Origin of the sequence: Variovorax sp. CF313, assembly GCF_000282635.1 — a bacterium.
Taxonomy (GTDB): Bacteria; Pseudomonadota; Gammaproteobacteria; order Burkholderiales; family Burkholderiaceae_C; genus Variovorax.
Genome location: NZ_AKIW01000051.1, coordinates 1 through 13,998 on the forward strand (window position 1 = coordinate 1; position 13,998 = coordinate 13,998).

Genomic DNA, 13,998 nt, shown 5'->3' on the forward strand with positions numbered 1-13,998 from the left:
GCCGGTTCCGCGGTGTTTCCCGAAGGGCCTTAGCCGAGCTTCGCCTTGAGCAACTCGGTGACTTGCGCCGGATTGGCCTTGCCGCCGCTGGCCTTCATGACCTGGCCCACGAGGGCGTTGAGCGCCTTCTCTTTGCCGCCGCGGTATTCCTCGACGTTCTTGGCGTTCTTCGCGATCACCTCGTCGAGGATCCTGTCGAGCGCGCCGGTGTCGGCCATCGGCTTCAGGTCCTTGGCCTCGATGATCGCGTCGACATCGCTGCCTTCGCCGGTCCACAGCGCGTCGAACACCTGGCGCGCGGCGTTGTTCGGCAGTGTGCCGTCGGCGATGCGCTTCACCAGTTGGGCCAGCTGCTGCGCCTTCACCGGCGCGGCCTCGATGCCGATCTCGGCGGCGTTCAGGCGGCGCGCCATCTCGCCGGTGATCCAGTTGCTCGCGAGCTTGGGCGTGGCGCCCGCGTTCACGGCTTCGTCGAAGTAGGCGGCCAGCGCAGCGCTCTGCGTGAGCTGGGCGGCGTCGTATGCCGACAGGCCGTGCTCGCGCACATAGCGCTCGGCCATCGCGCGCGGCAGCTCGGGCATGGTGGCCTTCACGCGCTCGATCCAGTCGGCAGCGATGACCAGCGGCGGCAGGTCCGGGTCGGGGAAGTAACGGTAGTCGGCCGAGTCTTCCTTGGCGCGCATCGCGCGCGTCTCGCCGGTGTCGGGGTTGAACAGCACGGTGGCCTGCTCGATCTTGCGGCCGTCCTCGATCTCCTCGATCTGCCAGCGGATCTCGTAGTCGATCGCCTGTTGCATGAACTTGAAGCTGTTCAGGTTCTTGATCTCGCGGCGCGTGCCTAGCTTGTCGCCGGGCTTGCGCACCGACACGTTGGCGTCGCAGCGGAAGCTGCCTTCCTGCATGTTGCCGTCGCAGATGCCGATCCAGGTGACGATCTTGTGCAGTTCCTTCGCATAGGCCACGGCCTCGGCGGTGGAGCGCATGTCGGGCTCGGTCACGATTTCAAGCAGCGGCGTGCCGGCGCGGTTCAGGTCGATGCCGCTCTGGCCGATGAAGTCCTCGTGCAGCGACTTGCCCGCGTCTTCTTCGAGGTGGGCGCGCACGAGGCGCACGGTCTTCTGCTCTTCGCCGAGGAAGAACGACACCGTGCCGCCCTGTACCACGGGAATCTCGAACTGGCTGATCTGGTAGCCCTTGGGCAGGTCGGGGTAGAAGTAGTTCTTGCGCGCAAACACGCTGCGCGGCGCGATGTGCGAGCCCAGCGCCAGGCCGAGCTTGATGGCGCGTTCGACCGCGCCCTTGTTCATCACGGGCAGCGTGCCGGGCAGCGCGAGGTCGACCGCGCAGGCCTGCGTGTTGGGCTCGGCGCCGAAGGCGGTGGAGGCGCGGCTGAAGATCTTGCTCGCGGTCGACAGCTGCGCGTGCGTCTCGAAGCCGATGATGACTTCATAGCCGCGCACCAGCGGGCCGGTCGGGCGGCCCTGTTGTTGTGCTTCGAATGTGTTCACGGTTTCGCTCATCTCAAAAGCCCCCCGGCGTGCGTGCGTGCCAGTCCGTGGCCTGCTGGAAGCGGTGCGCCGCGTTCAGCAGCTTCGCTTCGCCGAAGTAGTTGCCGATCAGCTGCAGGCCCACGGGCATGCCGCCGTCGAAGCCCGCAGGCACGCTCATGCCGGGCAGGCCGGCCAGCGATGCGGGCAGCGTGAAGATGTCGGCGAGGTAGTCGGCCACGGGGTCGCCGCCGTGCTCGCCGATCTTCCAGGCGGTGGTGGGCGCGGCGGGGCCGGCGATCACGTCGCACTGCTTGAAGGCCTGCTGGAAGTCGTCGGCGATCATGCGGCGCACTTTCTGCGCCTGCAGGTAGTAGGCGTCGTAGTAGCCGTGCGAGAGCACGTAGGTGCCGATCATGATGCGGCGCTTCACTTCGTCGCCGAAGCCTTCGGCGCGCGTCTTCTCATACATGTCGGCGAGGTCCTTGTACTGCTTCGCGCGGTGGCCGAACTTGACGCCGTCGAAGCGGCTCAGGTTGCTCGAGGCCTCGGCCGCGGCGAGGATGTAGTACACCGGAATCGACAGCTCGGTGCGCGGCAGGCTCACCTCGACGCGCTTCGCGCCGAGCTTCTCGTACTGCGAGAGCGCCGCATCGATGGCCGCGCGCACGCCGGGCGCCACGCCTTCGCCGAAGAACTCCTTCGGCACACCGATGCGCAGGCCGTCGAGCGAGTCGTTCAGCGAGCGGCCGAAGTTCTCGGCGGGCTTGTCGAGCGAGGTCGAATCGCGGTCGAGATCGGGGCCGCAGAAGGCCGACAGCAGCAGCGCGCAGTCTTCGGCCGAGCGGGCCATCGGGCCGGCCTGGTCGAGGCTCGATGCGAAGGCCACCATGCCGTAGCGCGAGGCGCGGCCGTAGGTCGGCTTGATGCCGGTCACGCCGCAGAACGACGCGGGCTGGCGGATCGAGCCGCCGGTGTCGGTGCCCGTGGCCGCGGGGGCCAGGCGTGCCGCGACGGCCGCCGCGCTGGCGCCGGACGAGCCGCCCGGAATGCGCTCGCGGTTCCACGGGTTCTGCACCGGCACGGCGGTGTCGTGGCCGACGGCGGGCACGGCGACGTTCTCGTTGGCCGAGCCCATCGCGAACTCGTCGCAGCTGAGCTTGCCAAGCGTGACTGCACCAGCTTCGGCCAGGCGGCGCACCACGGTCGCGTCGAAGGGTGAGCGGTAGCCCGCGAGCATCTTCGAGCCGGCGGTGGTGGCGAAATCGGTGGTGACGAAGATGTCCTTGTGCGCGATCGGCACGCCGGCCAGTGCGGGGGCATTGCCCTTGGCGATCAGTGTGTCGGCGGCGCGGGCCTGGGCCAGCGTGACTTCTTCATTGATGTCGACAAAAGTGCCCAGCGATTCGTGCGCCTTCATGCGGCCCAGGAACGCCTGCGAGGCTTCGACGGCCGAGACCCTGCGTTCGGCCAGGGCGCGGGCCAGGGCGACCACGCCCATCTGGTGCAATTGTTCGCCGCTCATTATTCGATCACCTTCGGCACGAGGAACAGGCCGGCTTCGACGGCCGGGGCGCTCTTCTGGTTGGCTTCGCGGTTGTTCGGTTCGCTCACCACGTCGTCGCGCAGGCGCAGCGTGATGTCTTCGAGCGCGGCCACGGGATGGGCCAGCGGCTCGACGCCGGTGGTGTCCACGGAACGCATACGTTCGACTAAATCGAAGAAGCCGTTGATCTGGCTGAGCATGCGCTCGCTTTCACCGGAAGCAAGCTGCAGCCTCGCCAGCGAGGCAATGCGCGCAATATCTGAAGCGGAGAGTGACATAGGTCGGGACGGCCCAAAAAAGCGGGGGTAATCGCACGCCGAAACGGGTGCTAATACAGGAATCAGAGGGGATTCGGTTATTATCCCGCCTTTGCCGCAACCCCCGCGAACACGCCGGCTTTTGCGCCAAAAACGATCAATTCACCCCGTCACACGACCCAAAAAATAGAGCGACGACCTGCCGATGCGCAGGCCGTGCTCAGAGGATTCCGCACATGTTTGGAGCTTTCCGTCGGTACTTTTCCACCGACCTTGCGATCGACCTCGGCACCGCCAACACCCTGATATTCGCCCGCAACAAGGGCATCGTGCTGGACGAACCCTCGGTTGTCGCGATCCGCCACGAAGGCGGCCCCCACGGCAAGAAGGTGATCCAGGCCGTCGGCCGCGAAGCCAAGGCCATGCTGGGCAAGGTGCCCGGCAACATCGAGGCGATCCGCCCGATGAAGGACGGCGTGATCGCCGACTTCGTGATCACCGAGCAGATGATCAAGCAGTTCATCAAGATGGTGCACCCGCGCACGCTGCTCACGCCGAGCCCGCGCATCATCATCTGCGTGCCCTGCGGCTCCACCCAGGTCGAGCGCCGCGCCATCAAGGACGCGGCCGAGGCGGCAGGCGCCACCTCCGTCTACCTCATCGAGGAACCCATGGCTGCAGCCATCGGCGCCGGCCTGCCCGTCAGCGAAGCCTCGGGCTCGATGGTGGTGGACATCGGCGGCGGTACCACCGAGGTGGGCGTCATCAGCCTGGGCGGCATGGTCTACAAGGGCTCCGTGCGCGTGGGCGGCGACCGCTTCGACGAAGCCATCATCAACTACATCCGCCGCAACTACGGCATGCTGATCGGCGAGCCGACGGCCGAAGTCATCAAGAAGAACATCGGCTCGGCCTTCCCGGGCTCCGAAGTCAAGGAGATGGAAGTCAAGGGCCGCAACCTGTCCGAAGGCGTGCCGCGCAGCTTCACCATCAGCAGCAACGAAGTGCTGGAAGCCCTGACCGATCCGCTCAACAACATCGTCTCGGCCGTGAAGAACGCGCTGGAACAGACGCCGCCCGAGCTGGGCGCCGACATCGCCGAGCGCGGCATGATGCTGACCGGCGGCGGCGCGCTGCTGCGCGACCTCGACCGCCTGCTGGCCGAGGAAACCGGCCTGCCGGTGCTGGTGGCCGAAGACCCGCTGACCTGCGTGGTGCGCGGCTGCGGCATCGCGCTGGAGCGCATGGACCGTCTCGGCAGCATCTTCACGAGCGAGTAAAACGCGAAAGCCATCATCGGCCGGCCTCTGCTTGCGCAGGCCGGCTTTTTGTTATTTGATTCCGCACCACCGCCGGGTCTGAATTCATGCCTCTGGGCACGCTCGATCGCACAGCGCCACCCCTGTTCAACCAGGGGCAGTCGGCACTCAGCAAGCTGATCTTCTTCGGCGCGCTCGCCCTGTTCCTCATGGTGGCCGATTCACGCTTCCGCATCGTGCAGCCGATCCGTGCGGGTATCGGCGCGGTGCTCTACCCGGTGCAATGGGTGGCGATGAAGCCGGTGCAGGCGGTGCTCGGCGGCGGGCGCTACCTCGAAGACTTGCAGACCGCCCAGCGCAACGAGGAAGACGCGCGCAAGGCGCTGATGATGCAGGCCGAACGCGCCGCCCAGGCCGACACGCTGACGCAGGACAACGCCCGCCTGCGCGAACTGCTCGAACTGCGCCAGACCACCACGACGCCGGGCCGCGCGGCGGAGGTGCTCTACGACGCGGCCGACCCCTACACCCGCAAGATCGTCATCGACCAGGGCATGACCCAGGGCGTGGCGCCCGGCTCGCCGGTGATCGACGCGCGCGGCGTGCTCGGCCAGGTCACGCAGGTGCTGCCCTTCACGAGCGAGGTCACGCTGGTGATCGACCGCGACCTTTCCATTCCCGTGCAGAACACCCGTACCGGCGTGCGCAGCGTGGCCTTCGGCGACGCCTCGGCCCACGGTGGCGGGCTGGAGCTGCGCTTCATGGCCGCCAACGCCGACCTGCAGGAGGGCGACCTGCTCTCCACCAGCGGCGTCGACGGCATCTATCCCGCCGGCCTGCCGGTGGCGAAGATCGAGCGCATCGAGCGCCGCGCCGACTCCGCCTTCGCCCGCATCTACTGCGTGCCGCTGGCCCACGTGACGGCCGCGCGCTACGTGCTGGTGCTCGAACCCACCGGTGCCCCGATGGCGCCGCCGCCCGCGCCCGCGGCGGCCACGCAGCGCAAGCGGCCTGAAGGCAAGCCCGGCGCGGGCAAGAACGAGAAGAAGCCGGGAGCGCGCCAATGATCAAGCGTCCCGGCCAGCAGCAGCTCCTGCTGCCCGTCAGCCCCGTCTTCATGTGGTCGAGCCTCATCGTGGCGCTGCTCGTCAACATGATTCCCATCGGCCGCGCCGTCTGGATGCCCGACCTGCTGGCGCTGGTGATCGTGTTCTGGGGCGTGCACCAGCCCGCACGCGTGGGCGTCGGCGCGGCCTTCGTGTTCGGGCTGTGCATGGACGTGCACCAGGCCTCGATGCTGGGCCAGCACGCGCTGGCCTATACGACGCTGGGTTTCTTTGCGATCACCATCCACCGGCGCCTGCTCTGGTACCCGGTGGCGTCGCAGGCGCTGCAGGTGCTGCCGCTGTTCGCGCTGTCGCAGCTGATCGAGGTCATCACGCGGATGGTCGGCGGCGGCGTGTTCCCGGGCTGGACGGTGCTGGTCTCGCCTGCCATCGAGGCTGCGCTCTGGCCACTGGTCACTGCCTTGCTGCTCGCACCACAGCGCCGCACCCCGGAACCCGACGAGAACCGTCCGCTATGAGCTCTCCCCCAGGCTTCGCGCACTTCGTGTCGCTTCGCCAACCCCCTCGCCGGGGGCAACACCAGCGGCCGGGCAAAGCCCGTTCCGCGGTGTTTCGCGATGAATCCGCGCCGCTTCCGTTCGGCTCGGGAGGCGCATTTGCCATCGCACCTGCGCGCGCCTAAGCTCCCTCCGCCATGACCGAAATCCGCAACGTAGCCGCCGACCTTGCGCGCTTCAAGCGCCGCGTGATCGTCATCGGTCTTGCCGTACTGTTTGCCTTCGGCCTGCTGTGCGCGCGGCTGGTGTACCTGCAGGTCGTGCGCCACGAAGACCTGGCCGAGCAGGCCGAGAGCAACCGCACGGCCATCGTGCCGGTGGTGCCCAACCGGGGGCTGATCCTCGACCGCAACGGCATCGTGCTGGCCTCCAACTACTCGGCCTACACGCTGGAGATCACGCCCTCGAAGGTGGGCGACGTCGAGGAAACCATCGACAGCCTGACGCAGGTGCTCGAAGTCTCGCCGCGCGACCGCCGCCGCTTCAAGCGCCTGCGCGAGGATTCGCGCAGCTTCGACTCCATTCCGATCCGCACCCGCCTGAGCGACGAGGAAGTCGCGCGCTTCGCGGCGCAGCGCTACCGCTTTCCGGGCGTGGAGATCAAGGCGCGCCTGTTCCGCAACTACCCGCAGGGGGAGCTGGCCTCGCACGTGCTCGGCTACATCGGCCGCATCAACCAGCGCGAGAAGACCGCAATGGAAGACTGGGACGAGGAAGACCAGGCCAACTACAAGGGCACCGACTACATCGGCAAGCTCGGCATCGAGCAGAGCTACGAGAAGACGCTGCACGGCCAGACCGGCGTGGAACAGATGGAAACCTCGGCCGGCGGGCGCGCCGTGCGCCGGCTCGCGAGCCACCCCGCCACGCCGGGCAACACGGTGATGCTGTCTCTCGACATCAAGCTGCAGAAGCTGGTGGAAGACATGTTCGGCGACCGCCGCGGCGCGCTGGTGGCCATCGACCCCAAGACCGGCGAGGTGCTGGCCTTCGTAAGCAAGCCCACCTTCGACCCGAACCTGTTCGTCGAAGGCATCGACAACGAAAGCTGGGCGGCGCTGACCGAGTCCATCGACAAGCCGCTGCTGAACCGCGCGCTGCGCGGCACCTACCCGCCCGGCTCGACCTACAAGCCCTTCATGGCGCTCGCCGCGCTGCAGACGGGCAAGCGCGGGCCCAGCGTGGTGATCAACGACCCGGGCTATTTCAACTTCGGCGGCCACCGCTTCGGCAGCCCTGAAGGCAACATCGGGGGCGTCGACATGCGCCGCTCGATCCAGCTGTCGAGCAACATCTACTACTACTCGTTGGCCAACGAGATGGGCGTGGACCTGATCCACGACTTCATGAAGCCGCTGGGCTTCGGCCAGATCACCGGCATCGACCTGGGCGGCGAAGTGCGCGGTGTGCTGCCGAGCACCGAGTGGAAGCGCAACACCTACAAGCGGCCCGAGCAGAAAAAATGGTACGCGGGAGAGACCATCTCGCTGGGCATCGGCCAGGGCTACAACGCCTTCACGATGCTGCAGCTCGCGCAGGCCACGTCCATCGTGGCCGACGGGGGCATGAAGCACAAGCCGCACCTCGTGCTGGCCACGCGCAACACGGTGAGCGGGCAGGTGGTTCCGCTGCCCCAGCCCCCGGCGGAAAACCTCGGCTTTGCGGCAGCCAACGTGGCGGTGGTCCGTGAGGGCCTGACCAGCGTGGTCACCAGCGGCACCGCGCGCGGTGTGTTCGCGGGCGCGGGCTACCAGGCGGCCGGCAAGACAGGCACGGCGCAGGCGGTGACGCAGGCGCAGAACACCAAGTACAACGCGCGCGCACTCGAAGAGCATCAGCGCGACCATGCGCTGTTCATGGCCTTCGCACCGGTGAACGATCCGAAGATCGCGGTCGCGGTGATCGTGGAAAACGCGGGTTGGGGCGCCGGCGCCGCGGCGCCCATTGCGCGCCGCGTGTTCGACTACTGGTTGATGGACCAATACCCGAGCGAAGCCGACATGGCCGCGATCAAGATCGGCAAGGCCGCCGCGCCGATGGGCAAGCCGCGCGTGGCGAGCGAAGTGGCATGGCCTGCCGCTGCGGCGACTCCTGCAGCCGCGCCCTGATCTCCTGCTCCCTCTCCCCTTGGGGAGAGGGTTGGGGTGAGGGTGAGCGGCAATGAAGTCCGCGCGATGTTGCAAGGCCGGCTGCCCTCACCCTGGCCCTCTCCCAGAGGGAGAGGGGACAAGACGTCAGACCACGGTGCCGGTGACTTCACCCAGGCCGATGCGCACCGCACCGTCACGTTCGCACCAGCCACGCATCACCAGCGTATCTCCGTCCTCCAGGAACGTGCGCTTCTCGCCGTTCGGCAGCGTGATCGGTTGCTTGCCGCCCAGCGTCAGCTCGATCAGCGAGCCGGCTTCGTCGGCCTCGGGGCCCGACAGCGTGCCCGATCCCAGCAGGTCGCCCGGTTGCAGGTTGCAGCCGTTCACCGTGTGGTGCGCGACCAGCTGCGCGGCTGTCCAGTAGGCGGCCTCGGTGGTGTTGCCGCGCGTGAGGCGCACGGGCGCGACGCCCTCGGCGCGCATCTTCGCGGTCTGCAGCAGCACTTCGAGCGTGATGTCGAGCGCGCCGCTCTCGCGGTTCGACGCCGAGTCGAGGTACGGCAGCGGCTGCGGGTCTCCGGCGGGACGCTCGAATTTCGCGCGGAAGGGCGCCAGCGCCTCCATCGTCACGATCCAGGGCGACAGCGTGCTCGCGAAGTTTTTCGAGAGGAAGGGGCCGAGCGGCTGGTATTCCCAGGCCTGCAGGTCGCGTGCCGACCAGTCGTTGAGCAGTGTCACGCCGAACAGGTGTTCCTCGGCATCGGCGATGGCGATGGGCTCGCCCTGCGCGTTGCCACGGCCGATGAAGAAGCCCAGCTCCAGCTCGTAATCCAGCCGCTTCGACGGGCCGAAGCTCGGCTCGGCCGCGTCGGGCGCCTTGGTCTGGCCCTGCGGGCGCTTGAAGACCTGGCCGCTCACGCCGATGGACGAGGCGCGGCCGTGATACCCGATAGGCACCCACTTGTAGTTGGGCATCAGCGGCTGGTCGGGGCGGAACAGCTTGCCGATGGTGGTCGCGTGGTGGATGCCGGTGTAGAAGTCGGTGTAGTCGCCGATGCGGCAGGGCACCGTCATCTCGGCCTTGGCCTGCGGCAGCAGCGCCTTCGACCAGGCCGCCTGCTTCTCGCTGCCTTCGGCGAGGCCGGCGGAGATGGCGGCGCGCAGGGCCTGGCGCTCCTGGGTGCCGGCTTCCATCAGCGCGTTCATGTCATCGGTGTCGACCAGGCCTGCCGCGCGCAGGTCCAGCACCTGGTCGCCGATGGCGACGCCGATGCGGAAGGCTTCATTGCTGCCGGCGAAGCGGAAGCGGCCGAAGGGCAGGTTCTGGATCGGGAAGTCGCAGCCGGCTTCATTGGCCGAGGCGACCCAGCTGCGCAGCTTCGGGTCATGGGTGGCGTTCAGTGCGGTCATGGATGTCTTTCTGCTCGATGTCTGTTTGTCTGTCTGATCAGTCTGCGGTCATGCCGGCCTTCTTGGCCACGTCACCCAGGCGCTGGTATTCGGTCTCGGTCAGCGTCGCCAGCTCATGCGGCGTCGAGCCGCGCGGCGAGAAGCCGGCCTGTGCCAGCTTGGCCTTCACGTCGGGCATCGCGAGCGCCTCGACGAAGGCTTCGTTCAGCGCCTTCACGACCGGTGCCGGCAGCTTCGCCGGCCCGTACACGCCGAACCACGGCTCCAGCGCGTAGCCCTTCAGGCCCGCCTCGGCCATCGTCGGCACGTCGGGCAGCGAGGGCGAGCGGCTCGGCCCCGCCACCGCCAGCGCGCGCAGCTTGCCAGCCTGGATGTGCGGCAGCGAGGCCGGCAGGTTGTCGAACATCACGCCGATGTTGTTGCCCAGCATGTCGGTGATGGCCGGGCCGCTGCCTTTGTAGGCCACGTGCACGAACTCGGTGCCGGTCATCTGCGCGAACATCACGCCGGCCAGGTTCATCGAGGTGCCGGCGCCCGCGGTGGCGTAGGGCAGGCCGGGGTTCTTCTTCGCGGCCGCGATCAGCTCGGGCACCGACTTCACGGCCGAGGCCGCCGGCACTTCGAGCACGATGGTCGAGGTGCCCAGCAGGCTGATGGCGGTGAAGTCCTTGCGCGGATCGAAGGCCATCGACTTGTAGATGTGCGGGTTCAGCGCATTGGTCGAGATCGCGCCGAAGCCAATGGTGTAGCCATCTGGCGGGGCCTTGGCCACCGCGTCCATGCCGATGTTGCCGCCCGCGCCGCCGCGGTTGTCGATCAGCACCGGCTGGCCCAGTTTTTCCGACACCTTCTGGCCCACGGTGCGTGCCACCAGGTCGGTGGTGCCGCCGGGTGTATAGGGCACGATGAAGCGGATGGGCTTCGAGGGGTAGTCGGCGGCCTGCGCGAACAGGGGCGCGGCCAGCAATGCCACGGCCGCAGCGCGGCGCGTGAGGGTGAACGGTGTCTTCGTCATGCCTTGAACTGGTCCTTGAGGCCGGCCCAGCAATCGGCGTAGTCCGTGTCGAGCGCCGGGCTCTTCAGCGCGAAGTTCGTCGGCACGAAGCGATAGCGGCTCTCGAACATGAAGGCCAGCGTGTTGTCGAGCTTGTGCGGCTTGAGGTCGGCGTGCGTGGCTTTGTCGAAGGCTTCCTCGTCGGGGCCGTGCGGCACCATGCAGTTGTGCAGGCTCGCGCCGCCGGGCTTGAAGCCGCCCGGCTTGGCGTCGTACTCGCCCAGCACCAGGCCCATGAACTCGCTCATCAGGTTGCGGTGGAACCACGGCGGGCGGAAGGTGTTCTCCATCACCATCCAGCGCGGCGGGAAGATCACGAAGTCGCAGTTGGCGGTGCCGGGCGTGTCGCTCGGCGAGGTCAGCACGGTGAAGATCGACGGATCGGGATGGTCGAAGCTGATCGAGCCGATCACCATGAAGTGCGCCGTGTCGTACTTCACCGGCGAGAGGTTGCCGTGCCAGGCGACCACGTTGAAGGGCGACTGCTTCATCGGCGCCTGCCAGAAGCGGCCGCCGAATTTCTTGACGATTTCGTAGGCGCCTTCTTCCGATTCGAAGGCCGCCACCGGCGCCTGGAAGTCGCGCGCGTTGGCCAGGCCGTTCGAGCCGATCGGGCCGAGTTCGGGCAGGCGGAAGTGCGCGCCGTAGTTCTCGCAGACGTAGCCGCGCGAGAGGCCGTCAGGCAACGCCACCTTGAAGGCCATGCCGCGCGGCAGCAGCGCGATCTCGCCGGGCTTCACGTCGAGCACGCCGAGTTCGGTGGTGATGACGAGGCGGCCCTGCTGCGGCACCACCAGCATCTCGCCGTCGGCGTTGACGAAGGCGCGGCGCTCCATCGAGCGGCCCGCGAGGTACATCAGCGAGCCGATGCCGACCTGCGATTCGGCGTCGCCATTGGCCGCGATGGTGCGCATGCCGTCGATGAAGTCGGCCTTGGCCGCCGCTTCGTCCAGCGGCTGCGGGTGCCAGCGCAGCGGCTCCGGCGGCAGCGCGACCTCGCGGTCGGCGCCGGTGCTCCACAGCGGCTGCGCGTACGGCTGGTAGCGGCCCGACACCACCGACGGCTGGCGGCGATACAGCCAGGTGCGACGGTTCTCGTGGCGCGGCGCGGTGAAGGCGGTGCCCGAGATCAGCTCGGTGTAGAGGTCGAAGGGGCCGCGCTGCGGGCTGTTGCGGCCCTGCGGCAGCGCGCCGGGCACGGCCTCGGAGGCATATTCGTTGCCGAAGCCGCTCTGGTAGCGCCGTTCGGGGGACCGGGTTGCTTGGGTCATGTGCTTGCTCTTTCGGGAGTCGCGATGAGGTTGGAATGCGGTGGTGCTCAGCCCGCGCGGGCCGCGTCGAAGGCTTCGCGCAGCACGGCCAGCGAACCGACGTGGTTGGCCAGCACGAGTACGAGGCGCGCGTTGAAGGCGTGGCTCTCCTCGGTCGAGAGCCCCTGGTGCGCCTCGATGAGCGCTTCGTAGAAATCGTCGGGGGCGTCGAGGTTCGGCGCGGTGATCAGGTGTTGTTGCTGCATGGTGTTCTTCACGCCTTTGCGAGTGCGCGGTCGATGGCCGCGCGGATGTCCGCCGCCGCGGGCTGGCGCCAGCGCGCGCACACATGCTGGTCGGGCCGCAGCAGGTACACGGTGCCGGGCCGGGCGTCGTAGCGCTGCGCGGCGAGTTCGCTGCCCCGGGCGCCGTCCTCGACGCGCACCACGTGCAGCGGCAGGTCGCAGGCCTTGAGCTCGCCCAGGCTGCGCTCGGCCGCCTCGCCCTCGCCGAAAACCAGCGCGGTGAATTGCGAGACGTGGCATTCGCGCAGCAGCCAGCCGGTGCTGCCGTCCGCATGCACCACCGGCGCGTCGGCCGCCGCGGCGCCTGGCACCATCGCGCCCGAGAAGGTGTCGGCATCGGCCGTGTTCAAAGGCGAATCGCGCAGCACCGTGGCCACCGACAGCCGTCCGCTGTTGACCAGCGTGCGTGCAAAGGCGTGGCGCTTCGTCAGCTCCAGCACCGCGTCGCGGAACAGGCGGCTCACCTCGCTCTTGGGCGTGATGAAGTCGGTGGCACGGGTGGAGTTGCGGATGTTCTCGTCGGCCGCGTATTCGCGCTCGCTGGCGTAGCTGTCGAGCAGCGTGTCGGGCGCGTGGCCCTGCACCACGGCCGCGAGCTTCCAGCCCAGGTTGTCCGCATCCTGCACGCCCGAATTGGCGCCGCGTGCGCCGAAGGGCGACACGCCGTGCGCCGAGTCGCCCGCGAACAGCACGCGGCCTTGGCGGAAGTGCTCCATGCGCTGGCAGGCGAAGGTGTAGACGCTGGCCCAGCCGATCTGGAACTGCACACCCTCGAAGCCGATGCTGTCGAGCAGCGCGCGCACGCGCGGCGTGATGTTCTCGGGCTTGCGTTCTTCCACCGGGTCGGCGTCCCAGCCGAGCTGGAAGTCGATGCGCCACATGCCGTCGGCCTGCTTGTGCAGCAGCACGCTCTGGCCCGGATGGAACGACGGGTCGAACCAGAAGCGGCGCTCGGTCGGCAGGTGCGCGTCCATCGTGATGTCGGCGATCAGGAAGCGGTCGCGGAACACGCGGCCCTTGGCTTCCAGGCCCAGCAGCTGGCGCAGGTTGGAGCGCGAGCCGTCGCAGGCGGCGACGTAGCCGGCCTGCAGTTGGTAGCTGCCTTCGGGCGTCTCCACGGTGAGCACCGCGCCGTCGCCGCGCTGCGCGATGCCGGTGACCTTGTTGTTCCAGCGCAGGTCGATCAGCGGCAGCGTGGCCGCGCGTTCGACGAGGTAGCCCTCGACGTAGTACTGCTGCAGGTTGATGAAGGCCGGGCGCTCGTGGCCGGGCTCGGGCAGCAGGTCGAAGCGATAGACCTGCTCGTCGTGGAAGAACACCTTGCCGACGTTCCACGATACGCCCTTGTCGACCATGCGGTCGCCGCAGCCGAGGCGGTCGAACACTTCGAGCGTGCGCTTGGCAAAGCAGATGGCGCGCGAGCCGCTGGACAGGGTGTTGTCGTTGTCCAGCAGCACCACGGGCACCTGCCGCAGCGCGAGGTCGACGGCGAGCGCGAGGCCGACGGGGCCGGCGCCGACGATCACCACGGGGTGATGGGCGGGTGTGGCAGCGTCCTGGTCGGCGTGGCGGCGGTAGTCGAAGCGCAGACTTTGATAGTCGATCACGTGTTGTCTCCGTGTCTTTTGTCTTGCTCCTTCCCCCGTTGGGGGAAGGTCGGGATGGGGGCTCGACGGCGCTCGAAACTGGCGCTCTGCCTGCCCCCACCCCAGCCCT

The 13,998-nt window shown here is 68.1% G+C and carries 12 protein-coding genes; 4 read left to right on the forward strand and 8 right to left on the reverse strand.

Annotated elements, in window-relative coordinates; translation table 11 throughout:
- Positions 1–29 precede the first annotated feature (29 nt).
- The 3 genes from gatB to gatC are packed head-to-tail and all read right to left on the reverse strand — an operon-like array spanning position 30 to position 3,311.
- A complete protein-coding gene (gatB, locus tag PMI12_RS14005) occupies positions 30–1,520 on the reverse strand; it encodes an Asp-tRNA(Asn)/Glu-tRNA(Gln) amidotransferase subunit GatB (protein WP_007833429.1) in 1,491 nt (496 codons plus the stop codon).
- A 1-nt stretch (position 1,521) separates the two neighbouring features.
- On the reverse strand, positions 1,522–3,012 hold the full coding sequence (gene gatA, locus PMI12_RS14010; RefSeq protein ID WP_007833431.1) for an Asp-tRNA(Asn)/Glu-tRNA(Gln) amidotransferase subunit GatA: 1,491 nt from the start codon (positions 3,010–3,012) through the stop codon (positions 1,522–1,524).
- Positions 3,012–3,311, reverse strand: a complete 300-nt coding sequence (gene gatC, locus PMI12_RS14015) for an Asp-tRNA(Asn)/Glu-tRNA(Gln) amidotransferase subunit GatC (RefSeq protein WP_007833433.1) — start codon at positions 3,309–3,311, stop codon at positions 3,012–3,014. Before gatC ends, gatA begins: the two co-directional genes overlap by 1 nt.
- 215 nt (positions 3,312–3,526) lie before the next feature.
- Between gatC and PMI12_RS14020 the strand changes: the two genes are divergently transcribed.
- The 4 genes from PMI12_RS14020 to mrdA all read left to right on the forward strand — a co-directional run bounded on the left by PMI12_RS14020 (position 3,527) and on the right by mrdA (position 8,281).
- Positions 3,527–4,570, forward strand: a complete 1,044-nt coding sequence (locus tag PMI12_RS14020) for a rod shape-determining protein (protein ID WP_007833435.1) — start codon at positions 3,527–3,529, stop codon at positions 4,568–4,570.
- A gap of 86 nt (positions 4,571–4,656) precedes the next feature.
- Positions 4,657–5,616 carry a rod shape-determining protein MreC gene (mreC, locus tag PMI12_RS14025; RefSeq protein ID WP_007833437.1) on the forward strand — a complete coding sequence of 320 codons (960 nt, stop codon included), beginning with the start codon at positions 4,657–4,659 and terminating at the stop codon, positions 5,614–5,616.
- Entirely contained in the window at positions 5,613–6,134 is a 522-nt protein-coding gene (gene mreD, locus PMI12_RS14030; protein ID WP_007833440.1) for a rod shape-determining protein MreD, read from the forward strand. The genes mreC and mreD overlap by 4 nt, the downstream gene beginning before the upstream one ends.
- A 176-nt stretch (positions 6,135–6,310) precedes the next feature.
- Complete coding sequence (gene mrdA, locus PMI12_RS14035) at positions 6,311–8,281, forward strand: penicillin-binding protein 2 (RefSeq protein ID WP_007833442.1); 1,971 nt, start codon at positions 6,311–6,313, stop codon at positions 8,279–8,281.
- Positions 8,282–8,407: 126 nt separating this feature from the next.
- Here mrdA and fahA read toward each other — a convergent pair whose 3' ends face one another.
- Genes fahA through PMI12_RS14060 form a run of 5 tightly spaced genes read right to left on the reverse strand, consistent with a single transcriptional unit; the run spans position 8,408 to position 13,889 of the window.
- Positions 8,408–9,673, reverse strand: a complete 1,266-nt coding sequence (gene fahA, locus PMI12_RS14040) for a fumarylacetoacetase (protein ID WP_007833454.1) — start codon at positions 9,671–9,673, stop codon at positions 8,408–8,410.
- A gap of 37 nt (positions 9,674–9,710) precedes the next feature.
- Entirely contained in the window at positions 9,711–10,688 is a 978-nt protein-coding gene (locus PMI12_RS14045; protein ID WP_007833456.1) for a Bug family tripartite tricarboxylate transporter substrate binding protein, read from the reverse strand.
- Positions 10,685–11,998: a homogentisate 1,2-dioxygenase gene (hmgA, locus tag PMI12_RS14050; RefSeq protein WP_007833458.1), complete on the reverse strand. Its 1,314-nt coding sequence runs from the start codon at positions 11,996–11,998 to the stop codon at positions 10,685–10,687. The genes PMI12_RS14045 and hmgA overlap by 4 nt, the downstream gene beginning before the upstream one ends.
- 47 nt (positions 11,999–12,045) lie before the next feature.
- Positions 12,046–12,243, reverse strand: a complete 198-nt coding sequence (locus tag PMI12_RS14055; protein WP_007833460.1) for a DUF2783 domain-containing protein — start codon at positions 12,241–12,243, stop codon at positions 12,046–12,048.
- An 8-nt stretch (positions 12,244–12,251) separates the two neighbouring features.
- Positions 12,252–13,889 carry an FAD-dependent oxidoreductase gene (locus PMI12_RS14060; RefSeq protein WP_007833462.1) on the reverse strand — a complete coding sequence of 546 codons (1,638 nt, stop codon included), beginning with the start codon at positions 13,887–13,889 and terminating at the stop codon, positions 12,252–12,254.
- Between the last annotated feature and the right edge of the window lie 109 nt (positions 13,890–13,998).